Annotated in this window: 9 protein-coding genes and 1 riboswitch; of the genes, 1 reads left to right on the forward strand and 8 read right to left on the reverse strand. The window is 28.5% G+C overall.

Translation table 11 applies throughout. From position 1 onward, the window contains the following. The first annotated feature begins 80 nt into the window (after positions 1-80). Positions 81-881, forward strand: coding sequence for a MurR/RpiR family transcriptional regulator (locus EJJ37_RS00950; RefSeq protein WP_133013718.1), 801 nt, complete (start codon positions 81-83; stop codon positions 879-881). A gap of 35 nt (positions 882-916) precedes the next feature. Here EJJ37_RS00950 and mgtE read toward each other — a convergent pair whose 3' ends face one another. From mgtE to EJJ37_RS00990, 8 genes are all read right to left on the reverse strand, one after another. Continuing rightward, on the reverse strand, positions 917-2,251 hold the full coding sequence (gene mgtE / locus EJJ37_RS00955) for a magnesium transporter (RefSeq protein WP_133013719.1): 1,335 nt from the start codon (positions 2,249-2,251) through the stop codon (positions 917-919). 332 nt (positions 2,252-2,583) lie between these two features. Then, positions 2,584-5,445, reverse strand: coding sequence for an immunoglobulin-like domain-containing protein (locus EJJ37_RS00960; protein WP_133013720.1), 2,862 nt, complete (start codon positions 5,443-5,445; stop codon positions 2,584-2,586). Between the two features lie 80 nt (positions 5,446-5,525). Next, a complete protein-coding gene (locus EJJ37_RS00965; protein WP_133013721.1) occupies positions 5,526-11,561 on the reverse strand; it encodes a M60 family metallopeptidase in 6,036 nt (2,011 codons plus the stop codon). A 510-nt stretch (positions 11,562-12,071) separates the two neighbouring features. Further along, positions 12,072-13,499: a glycoside hydrolase family 32 protein gene (locus EJJ37_RS00970; RefSeq protein ID WP_133013722.1), complete on the reverse strand. Its 1,428-nt coding sequence runs from the start codon at positions 13,497-13,499 to the stop codon at positions 12,072-12,074. Between the two features lie 2 nt (positions 13,500-13,501). Beyond that, positions 13,502-14,473, reverse strand: a complete 972-nt coding sequence (locus tag EJJ37_RS00975; RefSeq protein ID WP_133013723.1) for a carbohydrate kinase family protein — start codon at positions 14,471-14,473, stop codon at positions 13,502-13,504. A 362-nt stretch (positions 14,474-14,835) separates the two neighbouring features. Next, a riboswitch (cyclic di-GMP riboswitch) is annotated at positions 14,836-14,920 on the reverse strand. Between the two features lie 207 nt (positions 14,921-15,127). Beyond that, positions 15,128-15,805: a MarR family winged helix-turn-helix transcriptional regulator gene (locus tag EJJ37_RS00980; RefSeq protein WP_133013724.1), complete on the reverse strand. Its 678-nt coding sequence runs from the start codon at positions 15,803-15,805 to the stop codon at positions 15,128-15,130. A 145-nt stretch (positions 15,806-15,950) separates the two neighbouring features. After that, entirely contained in the window at positions 15,951-17,330 is a 1,380-nt protein-coding gene (locus tag EJJ37_RS00985; RefSeq protein WP_133013725.1) for a sucrose-specific PTS transporter subunit IIBC, read from the reverse strand. Between the two features lie 349 nt (positions 17,331-17,679). Further along, a complete protein-coding gene (locus EJJ37_RS00990) occupies positions 17,680-18,672 on the reverse strand; it encodes a LacI family DNA-binding transcriptional regulator (RefSeq protein WP_133013726.1) in 993 nt (330 codons plus the stop codon). Positions 18,673-18,785: the final 113 nt, after the last annotated feature.

Genomic DNA, 18,785 nt, shown 5'->3' on the forward strand with positions numbered 1-18,785 from the left:
ATTATGCCTCTATCTCTTATTTTATAAAAAAAAGAATTATGGTATTATTAAATATATCACTGTACTATGGAGGGTTTTAATTGAATATTATATGCGAGATACAACAAAAATATAATAACTTTTCAGATAAAGAAAAAGCTATTGCTAATTATATCTTACATCAACCTGATATGATTAAAAATATAAATATAATAGAGTTAGCTAAAATAACAGGAACTTCTAGTTCTACTATTACTAGATTCTCTAAAAAAATTGGTTGTGATAGCTTTGTTGAAATGAAAATGCAAATTAATTTAAGCACTAATGATAACAAACCTATCGATAGTGATAGCATTTTTTCAAGCGTCTATAACCATTACAACGAAGTAATTGAAAGAACAAATTCACTTATAGATAAATCTGCTATACTTAATATAGTTGAAGAAATTAAAAAAGCTAATAAAATATATCTTTATGGAGTTGGTAGTTCTGGTTTAACAGCTACTGAAATGATGCAAAGATTAATAAGAATGGGATTTAATGTACATTGTATCTCAGACTCTCATATGATGATTATTAATAGTTCAATAACATCTCCTGAGGACCTTGTTATAGGATTTTCTATATCCGGTGAAACAAAGGAGCTTGTAAATGCCTTAAAGGTTTCTAAAAAAAATGGTGCTAAAACTGCTTGTATAACAAGCTTTGATGAAAGTTTAATAACAGCTTATTCAGATATAATATTAAAAGTTTATAACACTCGTTTTATAGGTAGACATAAATTTATAAACTCTCAGTTTTCAACTATGTATCTTGTAGATTTAATATCTACCGTATTATTAGAAGATAAAAACTTAGAAGAAAAAATGCAAATAACTATAGATGCCATAATAAATTCATAAAAGGGATGAGGTAAAACTTATCCCTTTTATTAATATTATATTCCTAAAAGTAGCTTTGCAAAACCAAAATAAACTATTAATGCAAAAGCATCTACTATTGTTGTAATAAGCGGACTTGCCATTATTGCAGGATCTAGTTTTAACTTCTTTGATATTATAGGTAAAACTCCTCCTATAACTTTTGCTAATATTACAGTAAAGAATAGGCTAGCACATACTGTAAGAGAAATCATAAGATCTGCACTAGTAAATAAATATAATCTTAAAAAGTTTACTATCGCTAAAATAGTCGCAACTACAATACTCACTCTAAATTCTTTAAATATTACTTTTAAAAAGTCCTTTGTAGTAATTTCTCCAAGTGCCAATCCTCTTATAACTAATGTAGATGACTGAGATCCTGAATTACCTCCAGTATCCATTAACATTGGAATAAATGATGCTAGTATTACTACAGATTGAAGAACATCTTCAAATCCTTGTATTATTGATCCAGTAACTGTTGCAGATATCATTAATACTAAAAGCCATACTATTCTATTTTTTGCTAATGTTAAAACTGGAGTTTTTAAATATGGTTGTTCATTTGGCTCCATTGCAGCCATTTTTTGAAAATCTTCTGTATTTTCTTGTTCAATAATATCTACAATATCATCTACTGTTATAATCCCAACTAATCTATTTTCAATATCTACTACCGGCATAGAAAGTAAATCATAAGTTTTGAATAAAGCAGCTACCCTCTCTTGATCTTCAAAAGTTTTAACAGAAACTATATTAGTCTCCATAACATCTGAAACCAACATATTTTCATCACTTAAAATTAAATCTTTTAATGAGATAATTCCTTTTAATCTTCTTTCCCTATCAATTATAAAACAATTATCTAATGATTCTTTATCTACACCAGTTTTTCTTGTATAATCTATAGCTTCTTTTATAGTCATACCTTCTTTAAAATCTATGAATTCTATGGTCATAATAGCACCAGCAGAATCCTCTTCGTATTTTAAGAATTGATTTATTAACTTTCTCTTTTCTAATGAAGTATTGGAAATTATTTTACCTACTACATTAGCTGGTAATTCTTCTATTATATCTACAGTGTCGTCCAAAAATAAATTTTCAATTATTTCTTTTACTTCATCATCTGTAATTAATTCAATTATCTTTTCTTGAGATTCTTTATCTAAATATGAAAACACTTCTGCCGATGTATCCTTAGTTAATAATCTAAATACTAGCAACAAATATTTACCTTCTAACTCTTCCATACTCTTTGCAATATCAACACTATTCATTCTTTGTAATACTTGTCTTAATTCACTAATATTATTTTCTCTAATTATTCTTAATAATTCTTGTGCCATAATGTCCTCCTTTAGAGTTCATATATACACAAATAGAATTATTGAGAGTAAACTCATTTGTTATATATATGAACTACTTATCCTGTTAAATATTTTTATTTCATTATTTTTCAGTGGTATATCATCCATATAAATCACGCTCCTCAATCAGTCTACACTTTCATTATATAAGATAATTGTGGAGAAATTATGAGCTTGTTTATTTTATACAATTAAATAAAAAAATGATAAGACCTATGCCCTCATAAGCCTTATCATCTTTAATATATATTATTAATTATTATTAAAATTTTACATCGCTTAAATAAATATAAAATTTACTGTTTATAAGTTTATTTTTTCTTCTTTTTACTTGATAATAGCATACCAGCAGCTATAGTAACTACACCAATATAACCTATTATACTTTCTTTTCCTGTCTTAGGCAGATCATTATCATCTGAATTTTCTGTAGTTATTTGATTATTTGCATCACCTGAAGCGTTTTGATTTCCTGAAGTATTTTCATCACCTGATATATTTTCATCGCCAGGATTATTTTCATCTCCTGGAGTGTTTTCGTCTCCTGGTGTATTCTCATCTCCTGGTGTATTTCCATCGCCAGGATTATTTTCATCTCCCGGTGTATTCTCATCCCCTGGTGTATTTCCATCGCCAGGATTATTTTCATCTCCCGGTGTATTCTCATCCCCTGGTGTATTTCCATCGCCAGGATTATTTTCATCTCCCGGTGTATTCTCATCTCCTGGTGTATTTTCATCTCCTGGAGCATTTTCACCTTCATCTTTAGATATAACTTCTTCTAGTTTAGCTTCGAATAAACTTGCATTTTCTAAATCATTTGGTATTTTTATTTCTATATAAGCTTCATCAATTGCTTCATTTTTAATAGCTTTTATAATCCTAGATATAAAAGATGTATTTTTAACTTTTATTTTATAAACTGTAAAGTTTCCATCTATATATTTTTCTTCTAATACCCCATCTAACTTCTTAATATCATTTAAAAATTCACTAAACTTTTCTAAAGATACATCTTGTACTTCCATTTCTAATGGAGAATCAATTTCCCCAGAACCTGATATAGGAGTAACAATATTAGTGTCTATAATATCTTTAACAAAATTCACTACATTTTCTTCATATTCTTCTATATTTATAGTAACACTATCAAATTTATTACTTCCATCAATAGTTTTTGCTGTTATAGTTACTTGTCCCTTTGCTTTAGCTATTACTTTAACATCATTTCCTATAACTTCTATTGATGCTATATTTTCATCACTTGTTATCCATTCTATATCTCTTATTTCTGCTTCTTCATCTATAGTTGCAGTTAAGACTTTATTAGCTCCTACATATAAGCTATTAATCTTATTATCTATAGTTATATTTTGTGCTAATACAACATCTTTTTTTACAGTTACTTTTATTGTTTTTGTAGCTTCTCCACCATTACTATCTTTAACTTTGTATGTAACTCTATATTCTCCTGGAGTTTTTACATCAACAGTATTTTCTACAACTTCTATTTCAGTTATACTTTCATCTTCTTTATCAGTTGCAGTTACTCCAATTAATGGATCAAAAGTTTCTCCAACCTTTATAATTTTATCTTCAGCATTTATTACTGGCGGTTCATTTACAATTACTGTTATTGTCTTCGTAGAGCTTGCTCCCTGACTATCTGTTATGCTATATGTAACTTGATATTCGCCTGATTGACTTGTAATAACTTCGTTTCTTATAACCTTTATATCATTAGTTAAATCATTATCTTCAACATCTGTTGCTGTTACTCCATTTAGTGGATCAAACTCTTCTCCTAATTGTATTATTAAGTCACTAGCATTTATTACTGGAATACTGTTTATTGAAGATGATTTCGGATTTACAACAACTATGCTCTGAGCTCTAGTTGTTTTGTTTCCGCTATCTGTAGCACTGTATACAACCTTATACACACCTGCTATATTTGTATTTACATTACTTTCAACAACTAATTCTATATCATCATCTTCATCTTCTACAGTAACATTTTTCTTTGGATCAAAACTATCCCCCACTGTTAAAGTATGGTCTGTAACACCTTTTATTATCGGTGCTTTATTACCTTTTACATTTAATGTTATAGTTTTAACTGTTGTTCTACCACGGCTATCAGTAGCTGTATATGTAATATTATATTGACTATTTTCTTCTGGGTCTAAGTTAACTTCCTTATCTGATGTAACCTTAACCTCTACTTCATTTCCATTAATATCTACAGCCTTAACTCCAGCCATTAAATCAAATGCTTCTCCTGCATTTATAGTAACATCTTCTAATTCTCTTCCATCTTTAGTGATAGTAGGCCCTTCAATTACTGCATTAACTTTAACTTGTACATTTAAAGTCTCTGATTTACCTCCAAGATCATCTATTGCTGTAATATACAAATCATAGATTCCTTCTTCAGTTCCCTTAAACTCTTTTATTACTTTATCATTTGAATCCTTAACTTCTAAAGTTATTCCATCATTCTCTTTATCTTCTATTACTAATCCTTTTTCTTGTAAACTATCTGCTGTTAATTGAAGTGTTTCTCCCTCGCTAATTTCTATGTAAGAATCACTATTCATTTCTATAGTAGGATTTGTATTTAAAGTTAATTCTGTGTTATTAACAGTTACATCTTTAACGTACTCTTTATTTGTATTACTTACATATTTATATTCAGTACCTTCTTCATTTGTTATATTATATCTTCTTGATTCATTGTTAGAATCTGCTACTATATCTAATTCAAAAACTTCAACTTCATTACCATTCTTAGGTATTGAGTCTTGAGATGTTATTAAAACATCTATTGTATTTGTTTCTTTATTATAGGTATAATCTGTTAATATTTTATCTGAATTATTCTGATTTATTAAATCTTTTATTATAGGAGTACCATTTTCCTCTTTTAAAACTACTCCATCTAACTTTAAACTAAATTGAAGAGCTTTCGGAATATCTTCTATATTATCTAAGGATACTTTAACTGTATCAGAGTCTACTTTTTCCACATCTAATATAAAGTTATTTTCTGTACTTTCAGAATTATTCGTTATAATTTTGGGTGCCGCATAAGCTATTGCAGCAGTTGAAGTTACTGCTAATGTATATGCTAAAGCCGTTTTTACAGCTGGCTTTACCTTATTCTTTTTCATAATCTATCTCCTTTCTTACTTTATGGAGGTTATCTCAAAAGAGATAACCTCTTTTAAATCAAAATATTATCACTATAAATTTACTTTCTATTATTGAATACATTTTGAATAATATCACTACCAATTTCTACAACTTCATTAAAAGAATTTGACAATACTTTCGCTTTTGAGTTGTTTAATTCTATTAATGGTAGTTCACTTAAGTCTTCAGGTAAATCAACTAAGAATGTATCACTTACTAATCTTTGACCTACAGGTGCATTGTTACTATCTAGCTTATTATATCTATAAAGCTCAGCCTTTATCTTAGTACCTTCGATATTTCCACTTTCTTTTTGTTGCTCTGGAGTTATCCAATATAACCAATTTCCTTCAGCAACTTCACCAAGTTCTGAATCCTCTGGTAATGTTGCTAATAAAACTGCTTGCGCATTTAAAGCAAAGTTTTCATCATTCTCATTTATTACTAAAGGTACATTAAATGCTGGATCTCCCTTATATTCACCAGTAACTATTATAGAACCAGCTGGTATAGTTTTTCCTTCTGCATAAGTATAATCTGTCTTTAAAATACCTACACCATTTTCATAAACTTTATCACCATTATCTATACCTATTTCTATGTTATCTCCAGTTGGTCCTAATATATCAATTTCTGCTATAGATATAGCGCTAGCTCCCTTAGCTACTAACTTAACATACTGTGCATCATATGCCCATAATTGATTATTTAAGCTACTTCCTGTCTCATTGAAATAAATTGTATTTTCCTTAGTAGTATCAAATTCCCCTGAATGAGCTTTAGACCAAGTATTTCCATCCTTACTTACCCAAACTTCATATTTACTTATTGGTGAATATGCAGTATCTGAAGTTTTGCTAAATAAACTCTTTAATGAGAATTTCTTTGTAGTCGCTTCTCCTGGATTGTATTTTAGTCCTACAACAGATTTAGAATCTCCTAAATCAATAGTTACATATGGATCTCCTGAAACAACTGTACCATTACTATTAGTTGCTTTTGATGCTGTATAAATTGTTGATGGATCATTATCACTTATCTTTTTAATTTCTCCATCTTGAGCTTGTCCATGTCCTGAATTTTCATCAGCTACATCATTATCACTTCTTGTGTTAGTATCAAATACCCAATTAGTTTCAGATATACTTCCATCATGATTTACTTTTATGCTACCAATAGTAGTTTCCTCAGTAACATTTAAATTATAGTCATAAGCTCTGACTTTATATTCAAATGCTCTATTATTTACAGTATCTATAACATCTATATAATTAGTTAATCCATTTTCTCCATCTTTATCTCTTTCCACGAATCCAACTACTACTTCTTTAGTACCTGTTGATGTTGCCTCTTTTCTTATTATTTCATAACCTAAAATCTTATCTGAATCCTTTGTTACACTTAAAGTTAATGGAACTTCCTTTTGATTTAAATAAGATCTATCACTTAGTGTATTTCCATTTTTATCGCTACCAAAACTTGCTGTTACCTTAGTATCTGAAGCCATAGTTATTGAATTAATATCATTTCCAGCTGCTAATCTAATTCTTCTTGCTTCATCATTTAAGTAATAAATAGCTTTATCTTCTTTTGGATAGTTCTTTGCATCTAAATATTCATTAGTCTTAGGACTAGCTACTAATCCCCATCTTTCAAAGAATTCTCTTAGGTCTTTCTGTACCGCATCTGATGCTCTCATTATAAATGTTTGAGCTGTTGAGTCATATCCCTTTTCAGTTGTAGCCGTTCCTTTTAATCTTGTTTCTCTATATAATTTAGCAAAGAATGTATCATTTTCTAAATTATTATCTGAATTAACCTCTAACATATTATAAGTATAGTCATTATCATATGCTAAATGTAATTGCCAGAACATTCCTAATCTAGTAAATAAGTCACTAGCTAAACCTACACTATTAGAAGTTACTTTATCATACATTTTTTCATATACTCCAGATCCTTCTAATCTAGATTCACTTATATCATTAAATGTTTGTGTTATAAGTGCTAATATATTGTTAGTTGTTTCTGTATACGTCAATCCTGGTCTATCATGAACATGTCCAATCTCGTGAGATATTCCCCATCCAAATAAACTTCCTTCAGACGAATTTATTAAGTTTCCATTTGAATCGAATTTGAATGGAATTCCTTTCATTGTATCAGCAATAGAACCATATCCTATACCAACATGGTGTGATGATGCATACATAAATGCTCCAGTAAACATTCTTTGATATTTAATGTTCATACGATTCTTAGGTGCTCTATTTTCATTATAATATTGAGTTTCACTCTTTCCATCAAGAACCTCTAAAGCAGTATTAGTTATTTTACCGTCACCATCAAAATCTATTGCTTCTTCAAGTAAACCTTGTTGTGAATAAGAAATCTTCATTAATTGTTCCCAAGCAAGTAATGTATTATAAAGTCTATCTACTTGAGCATCTTCATCTCCAACTAATCCACTTTCTATTCCTTTAAGCACTTGATCAGCAGCAAGAGAAAGCATAATTCTTTCTCCTTCTATATCTGTAGCATTTAATATAGAAGTTTCTGGATCATAAGTATAAATATTATTAGAATTATCTTCTATAGTAGCGCTATCAGGATATCTATCAGGTAAAGAGCTTACATAGCTTTTTAACTCTCTAATATAAGTTCTTATAGCTTCTTTAACTTCATCTTCTTTAGCTTCATTATCTATAATATTATTCACATTTAAATGTGGTATTTCTATTCCTCCACTTACTCTTACTTTAAATGTATTACTTTCTGCAAATCCGCTCTTAAGACCTATATATAAATTTCCACCTTTTTCATAGTTCATATCAAAACCAGTTTCAGGTATTTCAATTTCATTTTTTCCTATCTTTAATTCTTTTATTACTTTATATGCAGTACCACTTTCAGCATTAAATTGAGTTAATACTAAATCAAATTTTGTATCACTTCTATCAGGACTAGCTATATATATAGTAACCTTATCCCCTGGTTTTACTGCCACACCTAGTGATTGATAGTTATTTGTCTGACCTATAGTATTTTGAGCTCCTATATTATGTATTGTTGAGTCTAGAGTTATTATTTCATCTTGTAATGAAACTTCATTTAATAAATCTTGAGCTCTCTGTAAATTCTTTAATATTTCCTCTTTATTTGGATGATATTCAAGATTTATTGGATCTATTGTATTTGCCCTCTTAGTAAGCTCATCTACTCTTTCTTGAGTCACACCATCATTTAAAGATAACTTTAAATCATCGGCAAATAAATTATCTACATCATTTTCTAAGCTATCATATTTATAGAACTTAATTTCAGATATACTTACTTTACCTGAACCTGATCCAGGATATACAGATATATTTGCTTGTACTTGTTTAGCTGTTATAGGCTCCGCTAATTTTAGTGTTACTACTTTGCTATTATTACTTAAGCTTACTGTAGCATCTTTATATTCCCATTTTCCTGTTTCTTTATTTAAGAATCCTATATTCGCATTATATGGCCATGAATCTATATCTAATCTTGTTATTACCTTTATAGTATCAATTGTATATTCTTGATCAAATGTTATTATAGGACCATTTTTTCCATAAACAGATGTATCCCATCCATTCCAAGTCCATGCTGTAGAATAGTCATTATCTACAACCGCATCAGTATCATCATAAGTTCCTCCGTTGAATTGAACCTTTTCTATGTGATTAGTTAATTCATTTGTTCCATTTGATGTATTTATAAGGTTATAGTTAGTTGTTACTGGTGCTACTAACTTAGCAGTAGATCCTATATAAACTTGTGATAAGCCACCTGTTCCATGGTGATTTGTTGCTGTCATCATAATTTCATAACTAGTTGTATCTTCTAACCCTGTTATTGTATATGATGTAGCCCTTATAAAATCTGAACTATCAGTATCCCCTGCTGGTAAATTAGAAACTCCTGTTGGAATATTATCATCTAAATCAGAATCTGTATATTTTTCCCCATTATCATTTGCTTTTAACCATTGTTGAGTTCCAACTTTTCTATAATATAATTCATAATCTTTTGCTTTTGCATGTGCCTTCCAAGAAACTGTAAGTTGTTTATATCCACCTTTTACAGTTATTCCTTCTGGACCTTCAGGTGCTGTTTCTGGTATTACTTGAACCTCTATTATAGAGTCAGCTCCAAAGTTACTTCCATTATCTCCTGATGCACTTTCACTTAACTTTCCTGTAGTAGAATCCCAAGCTTGTGGTTGATAATTTGAATCAACATTATCTGGTTTACCATCTTTGTCATTTGAATTATTTGTTAAATTTGTATCTCCTGTTGTAGCAGTGCTATATCCATCTTGTTCGTCCTTATATCCACTCTTCCATTCTCCTGAAAGTGATTGAATACTAATTCTGTAAATTCCATAAGCATCTACTTTTTCTACTCTTAGAGAGTTTTCAGTTGTTTTATATGTACTTGTACTTACTACTTGATTATTATTATTTAATTTTTCAACCTTTATTTCATATCCAGTTACATTTACTTCCTGTTCCCAACCTATAGTCATAGATTCTTGTCCAACTTGAGTTGTACTTGTAAATTTATTTATAACTGGTATATTCATTTTAGGTTTTGGCATTTCTTTATAAACATTATTTAAAAACTCAACTTTTGCTATTTCAGTTAAATTCTTATTGCTTCTGCTGCCAGTAACTCTTATATTAATTTGACTTACTGCAACTTGTTTTCCTAAATCTATTTTTATAGTATCCATCTCTTTACCATCAGTAGTTCTTGTTATAGATTTAGTTACATTAGAATCATTAAACTTAACAGTTAAATCTTGTCCACTTTCACCTGCTCCAGGTATAACAATCTCTCCACTTGATGGTGCATTTTCACTTGGAGCTTGTATAACAATCTCTTCAATTGCAGTTGAACTTCTTGCTTTACCCGATAAATCCATAGGTATTTCTATAGGATTAGCCTCATTTATTTCACTTGTAGATTGTAATGATACTATAGAGCTTTCATTTTTTAATATATTTTTAATATCTCCAGTTACTGTTACTTTTTCATTATCTACATTTATACTAATGTTATCAGGATTTATTATAGGATCTGTATCAACTATAACTGGATCATTTTTAGTTTTATTTATATTTTGATGAACATAGCTTAAATCAGTTATATCTACTTTACCATCTCTATTTAAATCAAATTTCTCATCTGAAGATTTACTTTTTATAGCACTCTTTAGAGTTTCATAATCCTCTTTAGTTACTGAACCATCTGAATTAAAATCTCCTGATATTAGAATACCTGGATAGTACTCACTACTACCATCCTCTAACTCTATTTTCTTTTCATTAGTCCCTAATAAAATTCTTTTAGATGAATTTTCAATTTCTATATCGTTGATATTTACAGTCTGATATCCACTACCTGATATTTCAATTGAATATGTTCCTAATTCAAGATTTTCAAAAGTTAAATGATAAAAATTTAACTCTGTTGCTCCTTCATCTAATTTATTTCTACTATAATCTAAAGCCTCCAAATTATAAGTTATATTACTATTATCTAAATTTCCACTTGTAACATCTGAACCTAACTTAACAGTTTTACTTTGTCCATCTTTAGTTATTTTTATAGATATATCTGTTTTTTCTGAGTTTGCAACTTTTATAGGACTATCAAAATTAATATCTAATTCTAATTTTCCTGTTACTTCATATTGTTCTGAACTTTGTGATTCATCAACATTTTCATCTTCTATTTCTGTTGTTTCACTACTTTTTTCTGCTTCATTTTCGGTATTTTTTTGTTCTTCATTTATAACAGTACCCTGAGAAGTTTCACTATTTGCTTCATTATTAATACTATCAGTAATAGATTCACTATTTTCTTCAGATATACCCTCTTGAGTATTTGTTATTTCATTTACTATTGAATCGGAATTATTATCATCTAAATTTCCAAAAACAACTTCATTTACCTTATCAATCTCTTGATTACTAGTTTTAGTTTCTGCAAATGTAACACCTTGTACTTGACTTGTAATCAAAGCTACTGCTAACATAGCTGATATTTTTCTTCGATTCATATTTATCCTCCTTTATATACTTTTTTCTGCATAAAATATACCACATCCTACTTTTATTTTTCAATATTCTTAAATATTGTTAAATAATTTTTTTATTTTTATAAATTTAATATGATTTTAAATTATTTTTAATAAAAAAAAATATATATTTTTCATTTTTTAACAAATATATTAACTTTATTTTTTCATTTTATTAATCTCGAAAATTTCTTAAATATACCTATATTTATTTTAAAAATATTTTTGAATATTATCTAACTTTTTAATATATATCATTATAAAATTATCAAGATATTTTTACTGTTCTATAATTAAGAGCAAAAAAAATGATAAGACCTATGCCCTCATAAGCCTTACCATCTTTAATATATACGTTAATATATATTATTCATTATTGTTGAAAATGTTAAAGAATCCCCAAATAAACTTCTATGGTGGTAAAAGTATAAAATAGTTCAGAATTCCCTTATTTCAATTATACATGTTAATTTAGTAGTATCAACAATTATTTTATAAATTCCATTTTTCTATTGTGGCAATACCATTTCCTCTTAATTTTAATAAAGTATCTATAGAATCATTATAAATTCTAGTACTAAATACTTCTTCTCCATTATTTAAGAATATTTCTAAAGAAGAATTATCTGAGAATATTCTCATTGAATCAACAGCTTCAATCTCTACGGCTCTCATATCTCTTCCATAACCTGACTTTCCAAGTTCTAATTTAAATAATTTATTCTTAAATGAAAGCTTACAATCTTCTCTTAATTCAACATTAAATTCATTAGAATATTTGAAATTAATATTTAATTCAAAAGTATTACTTTCAAATATATCTAAAGTAATATCTTCATTTAAAGAAACTTCTTTTTTAATTGAATTACCTTTTCTTAAATTCTCTAATTCAATAACAGGTACTTGATATACCTTATTATTGTTTAAAACTAATTCTCTAGGAATTGTTAATTGATGTTGCCAAAAGTTATCTATAGTTGGATTCTTATGATCTATTGCATCAGGTACTCCCATCCAACCTATAACTATCCTTCTTCCTTTAGAATCTTCAAAAGTTTGTGGTGCATAGAAATCAAAACCCCTATCTATTTCAACAAATTCTCCGAGTTTAAGTTCTTTCTTATCATTAATAAAGTTCCCTACTGCATATCCACATTGATATACATTATTATATTTATATCCTTCTGCTTCCATACCTTGTGGTGAAAACATTAATATATCCTTATCACCTAACTTAAATGTATCTGGACATTCCCACATATATCCCATATTATTTAACTTACCTACCGGGACTGAGTGGAATTTCCAATTATAAAGGTCACTTGACTTATATAATAAAACACATCCCTTATCATCAGTAGTTCTAGCACCTAGAACCATATAGTAAACTCCATCCTCTTCCCAAACCTTAGGGTCTCTAACATGTAAAGACATATCTTCTGGGAAATCTGTATTTCTTAAAAGAACCTTCTTTTCTGAGAAGTTTATACCATCTTTACTAGTTACTAAAATAACATTTTGCTCTCTTCCCGTTAATATATAATCATGTTCGCCTTGATGCTTTACATTCCCTGTATAGAAGAAATATATAGTATCATCTTTAACAAAAGCTGATCCAGAATATACTCCATCCTTATCTTCAGCTATATCAGGATAAAGAGCTACACCCTTATCTTCCCAGTTAGCTAAATCTTTAGATACAGCATGCCCCCAAAACTTTAATCCTCCCATTGGCGTTAATGGTGAGTATTGATAGTAACAATGATATTCTCCATTAAATTCACATAATCCATTAGGGTCATTTATCCAACCTATAGGAGCCATTATATGATATTTATTTCTCCATCTATCATTATTTACAGCATCTAAATTTTTGTTCATACATTCATTTATTTGCTTATCGAAATCAATTTTTAACATACTTATCTCCCTTGTATTAAAGTTAAAACTTCATCTTTCGTTGGTAAAGCTCCTATAGCTCCTCTTTTGCATACTGTTAAAGCAGCTGTTGCATTTGAGAAAGTTAATATTTCCTTTACCTTTTCTTCTGGTAAATTAACTAAACTTTCTAAAGTATTATCACCTTCAGCAATTTGGTATAAGAATGATCCTATAAATGAATCTCCAGCTCCTGTTGTATCTTGCGCTTGAACTTTAAATGATGGAGAGAATACTTTTCTTTCCTTAGTTATAAATTCTGCACCATTAGTTCCTTTAGTGTAGATTATAACCTCAACATCTCCTTGTAATAAGAAGTTTAATGCTTCTGCTTCATCTGTAATTCCAGTTATAAATTCTAACTCTTCATCACTTATTTTCACTATATTTGCCAAAGGTAAAAATTCTAAAATTGCTTTTCTACAAGCTTCTGGTGTTTCCCATAATGGTAATCTAACATTTGGGTCAAAGCTTATTAAACAATTATTTTTTTTAGCAAATTCTATTGCCTTTCTATGAGCATCCTTTATAGGAGCATCTATTAAGCTAACTGAACAAAAGTGTAATATTCCACCTTCTACAAAAACTTCTTCTTCTATTTCTGATGCATTTAATAGCATATCTGCACTTGGGTTTCTATAGAATGAAAAATCTCTTTCCCCATCTTCCTTTAATGATACAAATGCTAATGCAGTATTTGCTTCCTTAGTTCTTAAAACCTTTGATACATCTACACCTAAAGGCTTAACTTCTTCTAAAATATGATCTCCAAATCCATCTACACCTAATTTAGTAAGCATTTGAGATTTTCCGCCTAACTTTGAAACAGCTGCAGCAACATTTAATGGTGCTCCACCTGCAACTCTAAAAAAATTACTTACATCTTTTAAAGCTACACCTTTTTCATGTGGAATAAAGTCTATCAAAGCTTCTCCAATTGAAATTACCTTTTTCATCTCTTCTCCTCCTAATAATATATCATGGGAACGTTCCCTCATTCATAAAAAAAATATATTACAAATGAATTTGTTCCATTAACCTCATAAATCAAAAACATTTATACTTATAAAAATATTATATCATTTATATTACCTTAGTCTATATTTTTTTATTAGAAATATACTCCTTTTTCATAAAAAAAGCTACTCATTAAAGAGTAGCTTAAACTCTTAAGTAAAAATAAAATTTATATGCATAATTTCTAGAACTTAACTAAATATCTTTTGAGGCTGAATTAATACTATAATTAACTTCTAATAAATTAAAACAATTATAATTAATTTTATTAAACTTAATAAACAAAAAGTATAATATACTTTTTGGCAACTGGCTGACATTGAAAAATTTCTTTAGTCCCTATAGCTTTGCGTCCTTAAATTTCTTTAAGTTTGCCTATTTAATTTTAAAAATAATATAAAATTATTATCATCTAATATTATTTTTTTATATGAGAATTAAAACAAATTACTGAAGAAATTATATAGCATTTTAATGCTTTATAGTTAAAAATGTTTTATTTTTCATATTTTAAATCATAAATTTCCGATAAAATAAAACTATTTTCCACTGAATTATATTTTTATTCTTCTTATAACATAATTTTAAAATTATTATTTTTCAAATTCATTATTCTCATCAATTTCATACTCTTTCATATGCTTTTTATGTTTACATTTATTATGACCTCTCATATGTCTACCATGAACATCACTCATTTTCCAAGATTTAATTAACTTTGATAATATTACTTCTAACTGCTTTTGTTCTTCCTCATTTATTGCCTTAAATAATTCTTTTGACTTATTTTTATGCTCTTCTTCCTTTAATAAAATAACTTCCTTTCCTTTTTCAGTTATCTCAATTTTTACTCTTCTTTTATCATTTTCATCTTTTTCTCTTATTATTAATTGCTTATCTTCCATTTTACTTAAAATTTCACTTAAAGAGCCTGAACGAATATCAATAATGTTTTGTAATTCACTTTGAGTCATTGTTCCTTTTTCTAAAAGTACTTTTAATATACGCCCTCTTCCATGATGACCACAATGGTTATGATTTAATATCATTCCACACTTTCCTAACATTATCATAAGACGATCTTCTTGAGGTAAACTTTTAAACTCCTCACGTTTTTTTGCTTGTTCCTTTAGCTCAGCTATTTTTTCTTCTGTAATTTCACCTTCATTCAATAATCTTACAAACTTTTTTCCTCTACAACATTTAGTTTCATCTATACTGCAATTTTTTCCACATAGTGGACATTTCTCATATTTAATTTCATTATTCATATATATTTACTCCTTTTTAGTTAGGTACCTTATTATTATATTGTATACTATCACATTAATATTATCAAGGCACCTAATTAATTGTAATAAAAAAAGAAGAAAATGCTTTTACACATTTCCCTCTTTATATATACTAAATTTATGATTAAGCTTCTTCTTTTATTCCCATTATCCAAGTAGCTATAAATGCTACAACACCTGCAATAGCTAATCCTATACAATAATTAATCATTGTATCTGATGTTGTAATTGCTATAGCTGGTAAAGCTGTTACACCAACTGCTGTCATTTTAACATGTGTAAGTACTACATAAGCACCAGCTGCAGCACCACCAATAGCTGCTCCTATAAATGGTTTTCTATATCTTAAATTAACACCAAATATTGCTGCTTCAGTTATACCCATTGTACAACTTATTGCTGCTGGTAAAGATATAGCTTTCATTTTCTTATTTTTAGTCTTAAAGTATACAGCTAAAGCTGCCCCACCTTGTGCAAAGTTAGCTACTGCCCAAATTGGAAGTAAAGTATTAAAACCAGTTGAAGAAATAAGTCCTAATTCAATAGCGTGAAAGCTATGGTGTATACCTGAAATAACTATAGCTGAATATAATCCACCAAAAATTATCCCTGCAAATATACCAAAGTTATTTAATGCGTACTGTAAGAATACACTTATTCCATCTCCAATCCAGTTAGCAAATGGACCTACAACTACTAACGCTAAGAACCCTGTAGCTAATACTGTTAATAATGGAGTTAATAATATATCTAACATGTTAGGTACAATCTTTCTAACATTTCTTTCTATTATAGACATTAAGAATATAACAAATAGTATTGGTAATACAGTTCCTTGATATCCCTTTAAAGGCATATCAATAATTCCAAATACAGACATTGTTTGCGCTACAGCACCTGATTGTTGTTCCCAAGCATTCATTAAACCTGGGTGAATCATTATACCTCCAACTGTCGCTGCTAAGTAAGGATTGCATTTAAATACTTTTGCTGCACTGATAGCAACTAATATTGGTAAGAAGTTAAATGCTGCACTACTAAATAAATCTAACAGTGTCCACCACCATGTTCCTGAGGCATCCAGTCCAAACTTAGACAATAATCCCATTATACCCATTAATAATCCTGAAGCAACAATTGCCGGAATTATTGGTACAAATATATCTGATAATAATTTAGCTAATTTTTGAATCGGATTTAATTTTTCCGCACCAGAATCTTTAACATCTTGAGTACTCATCTCAGTTATTCCACAAATTTTAATTAACTCTGCATATACTTTATTAACAGTCCCTTGCCCAATAATAACTTGGAATTGTCCACCGTTAATAAACGCACCTTTAACTATATCTAGCTTTTCTAGCTCTTCTTTGTTAGCTAAACTTTGATCTTTTAATACCATTCTTAATCTTGTAGCACAGTGTGCTGCACTTGCAATGTTCTCTGGTCCACCCATATATTTTAATATATCTTGGGCAGCATCATAATACTTGTTAGACCCCATTTTTAAATCCTCCTAAATGACTTTTATAATTCTATAATTACCTTGTATCAAAGGCTTTATTCATTATGTGGTAATGTTCCCACGTTGCTTATTAAAAAATGTGGTAATGTTCCCACTATTTCAATAAAAAAAGTTTTACGTTTTCATTTAATCGTATGCACTATGTCGAAATTTGTTATTATTTAAAATTATAATTAAATTATATAACGTTATTTTATATAAGTCTATAGTTTATTTTAATTTTTATATAGGAAAATTTCAGACTTATCATAAAATATTATTTTTTAAAATAGTTTTATATAGGAATATTTCCTATACAAAACCCATTTAAAACCTTTTCATAACCTTATTATACACTATTTCTTTCAACTAGTAAACAATCTAATTTTACTTTTTCTACCACACTTTCTTTTTTTTCATTATCTAATTTACTTAACATTATTTCTGCAGATTTTCTTCCTGCAGTTTTATAGTGATAATGTATTGTTGTAAGTTTTGGTGTTATTACTCTAGCCGTCTTAGAATCTCCCATTCCAACTACTGCTATATCTTCTGGTACTCTGTATTTATTCTCTATTAAATATTCTATTGCTCCTAAAGCTAGATTATCAGTTACAGCCACAATTGCAGTTGGAACATCTGTCCCCTCCATTATTTCCTTAGCTAATATATAACCACTCTTCTCTTCAAAATTACCAATCTTAATATTATCATAATTTATCTCAATGTTATTATTTTTTAATGTATTTATATAAGCTTGTTTTCTATAAAGTCCTACAGCCTTATCTTCTTCATAAACCCCAATATATCCAATTTTCTTATGCCCTTTTTTAATTAAATAATTAGTTATGTCCTCTGTTGCTTGAAATTCATTAAAGTATACAGATGAACAATCCTTAACATCTTGTGCAACAACAACTATTGGAACTTCTAAGCTTTTTATAACTTCTATATGTTTCTCCATTACCTTAGTTGCCATAAATATTATTCCATCAACTTGATTTGATTTAAATATATTAAGGTATTCTAATTCTTTTTCTATAGATAAATTTGTATTTGCTATCAAAATATCATATCCATTTGGAGATAAAATTTCTGTAATACCTTCAACTACTCTTGATGGAGTCTCACTACTTATTTTAGGAACTATTACCCCTATTAAATTTGTCTTCTTAGTTCTCATACCTTTTGCTTGCCTTTGTGGTGTAAATCCTGTTTCATCAAGCACTTTTTTTATTTTATCTTTAGCTTCAACACTAACATATCCATTATTTAAGTATCTAGAAACAGTAGATTTTGACACCCCTGCTAGCTTTGCTATGTCAATTATGTTTAATGCCATTAGCTCTTTCTCCCTCCATTGCTTTTTCAAATCAATTGCCTATTTTATTTTATCATTTTTTAAATATTTTCACACTTAATTCTTAATATTTTTTATGTATTATTTAGTAAATA

This window comes from Clostridium cuniculi (assembly GCF_004353185.1).
Taxonomy (GTDB): Bacteria; Bacillota; Clostridia; order Clostridiales; family Clostridiaceae; genus Clostridium; species Clostridium cuniculi.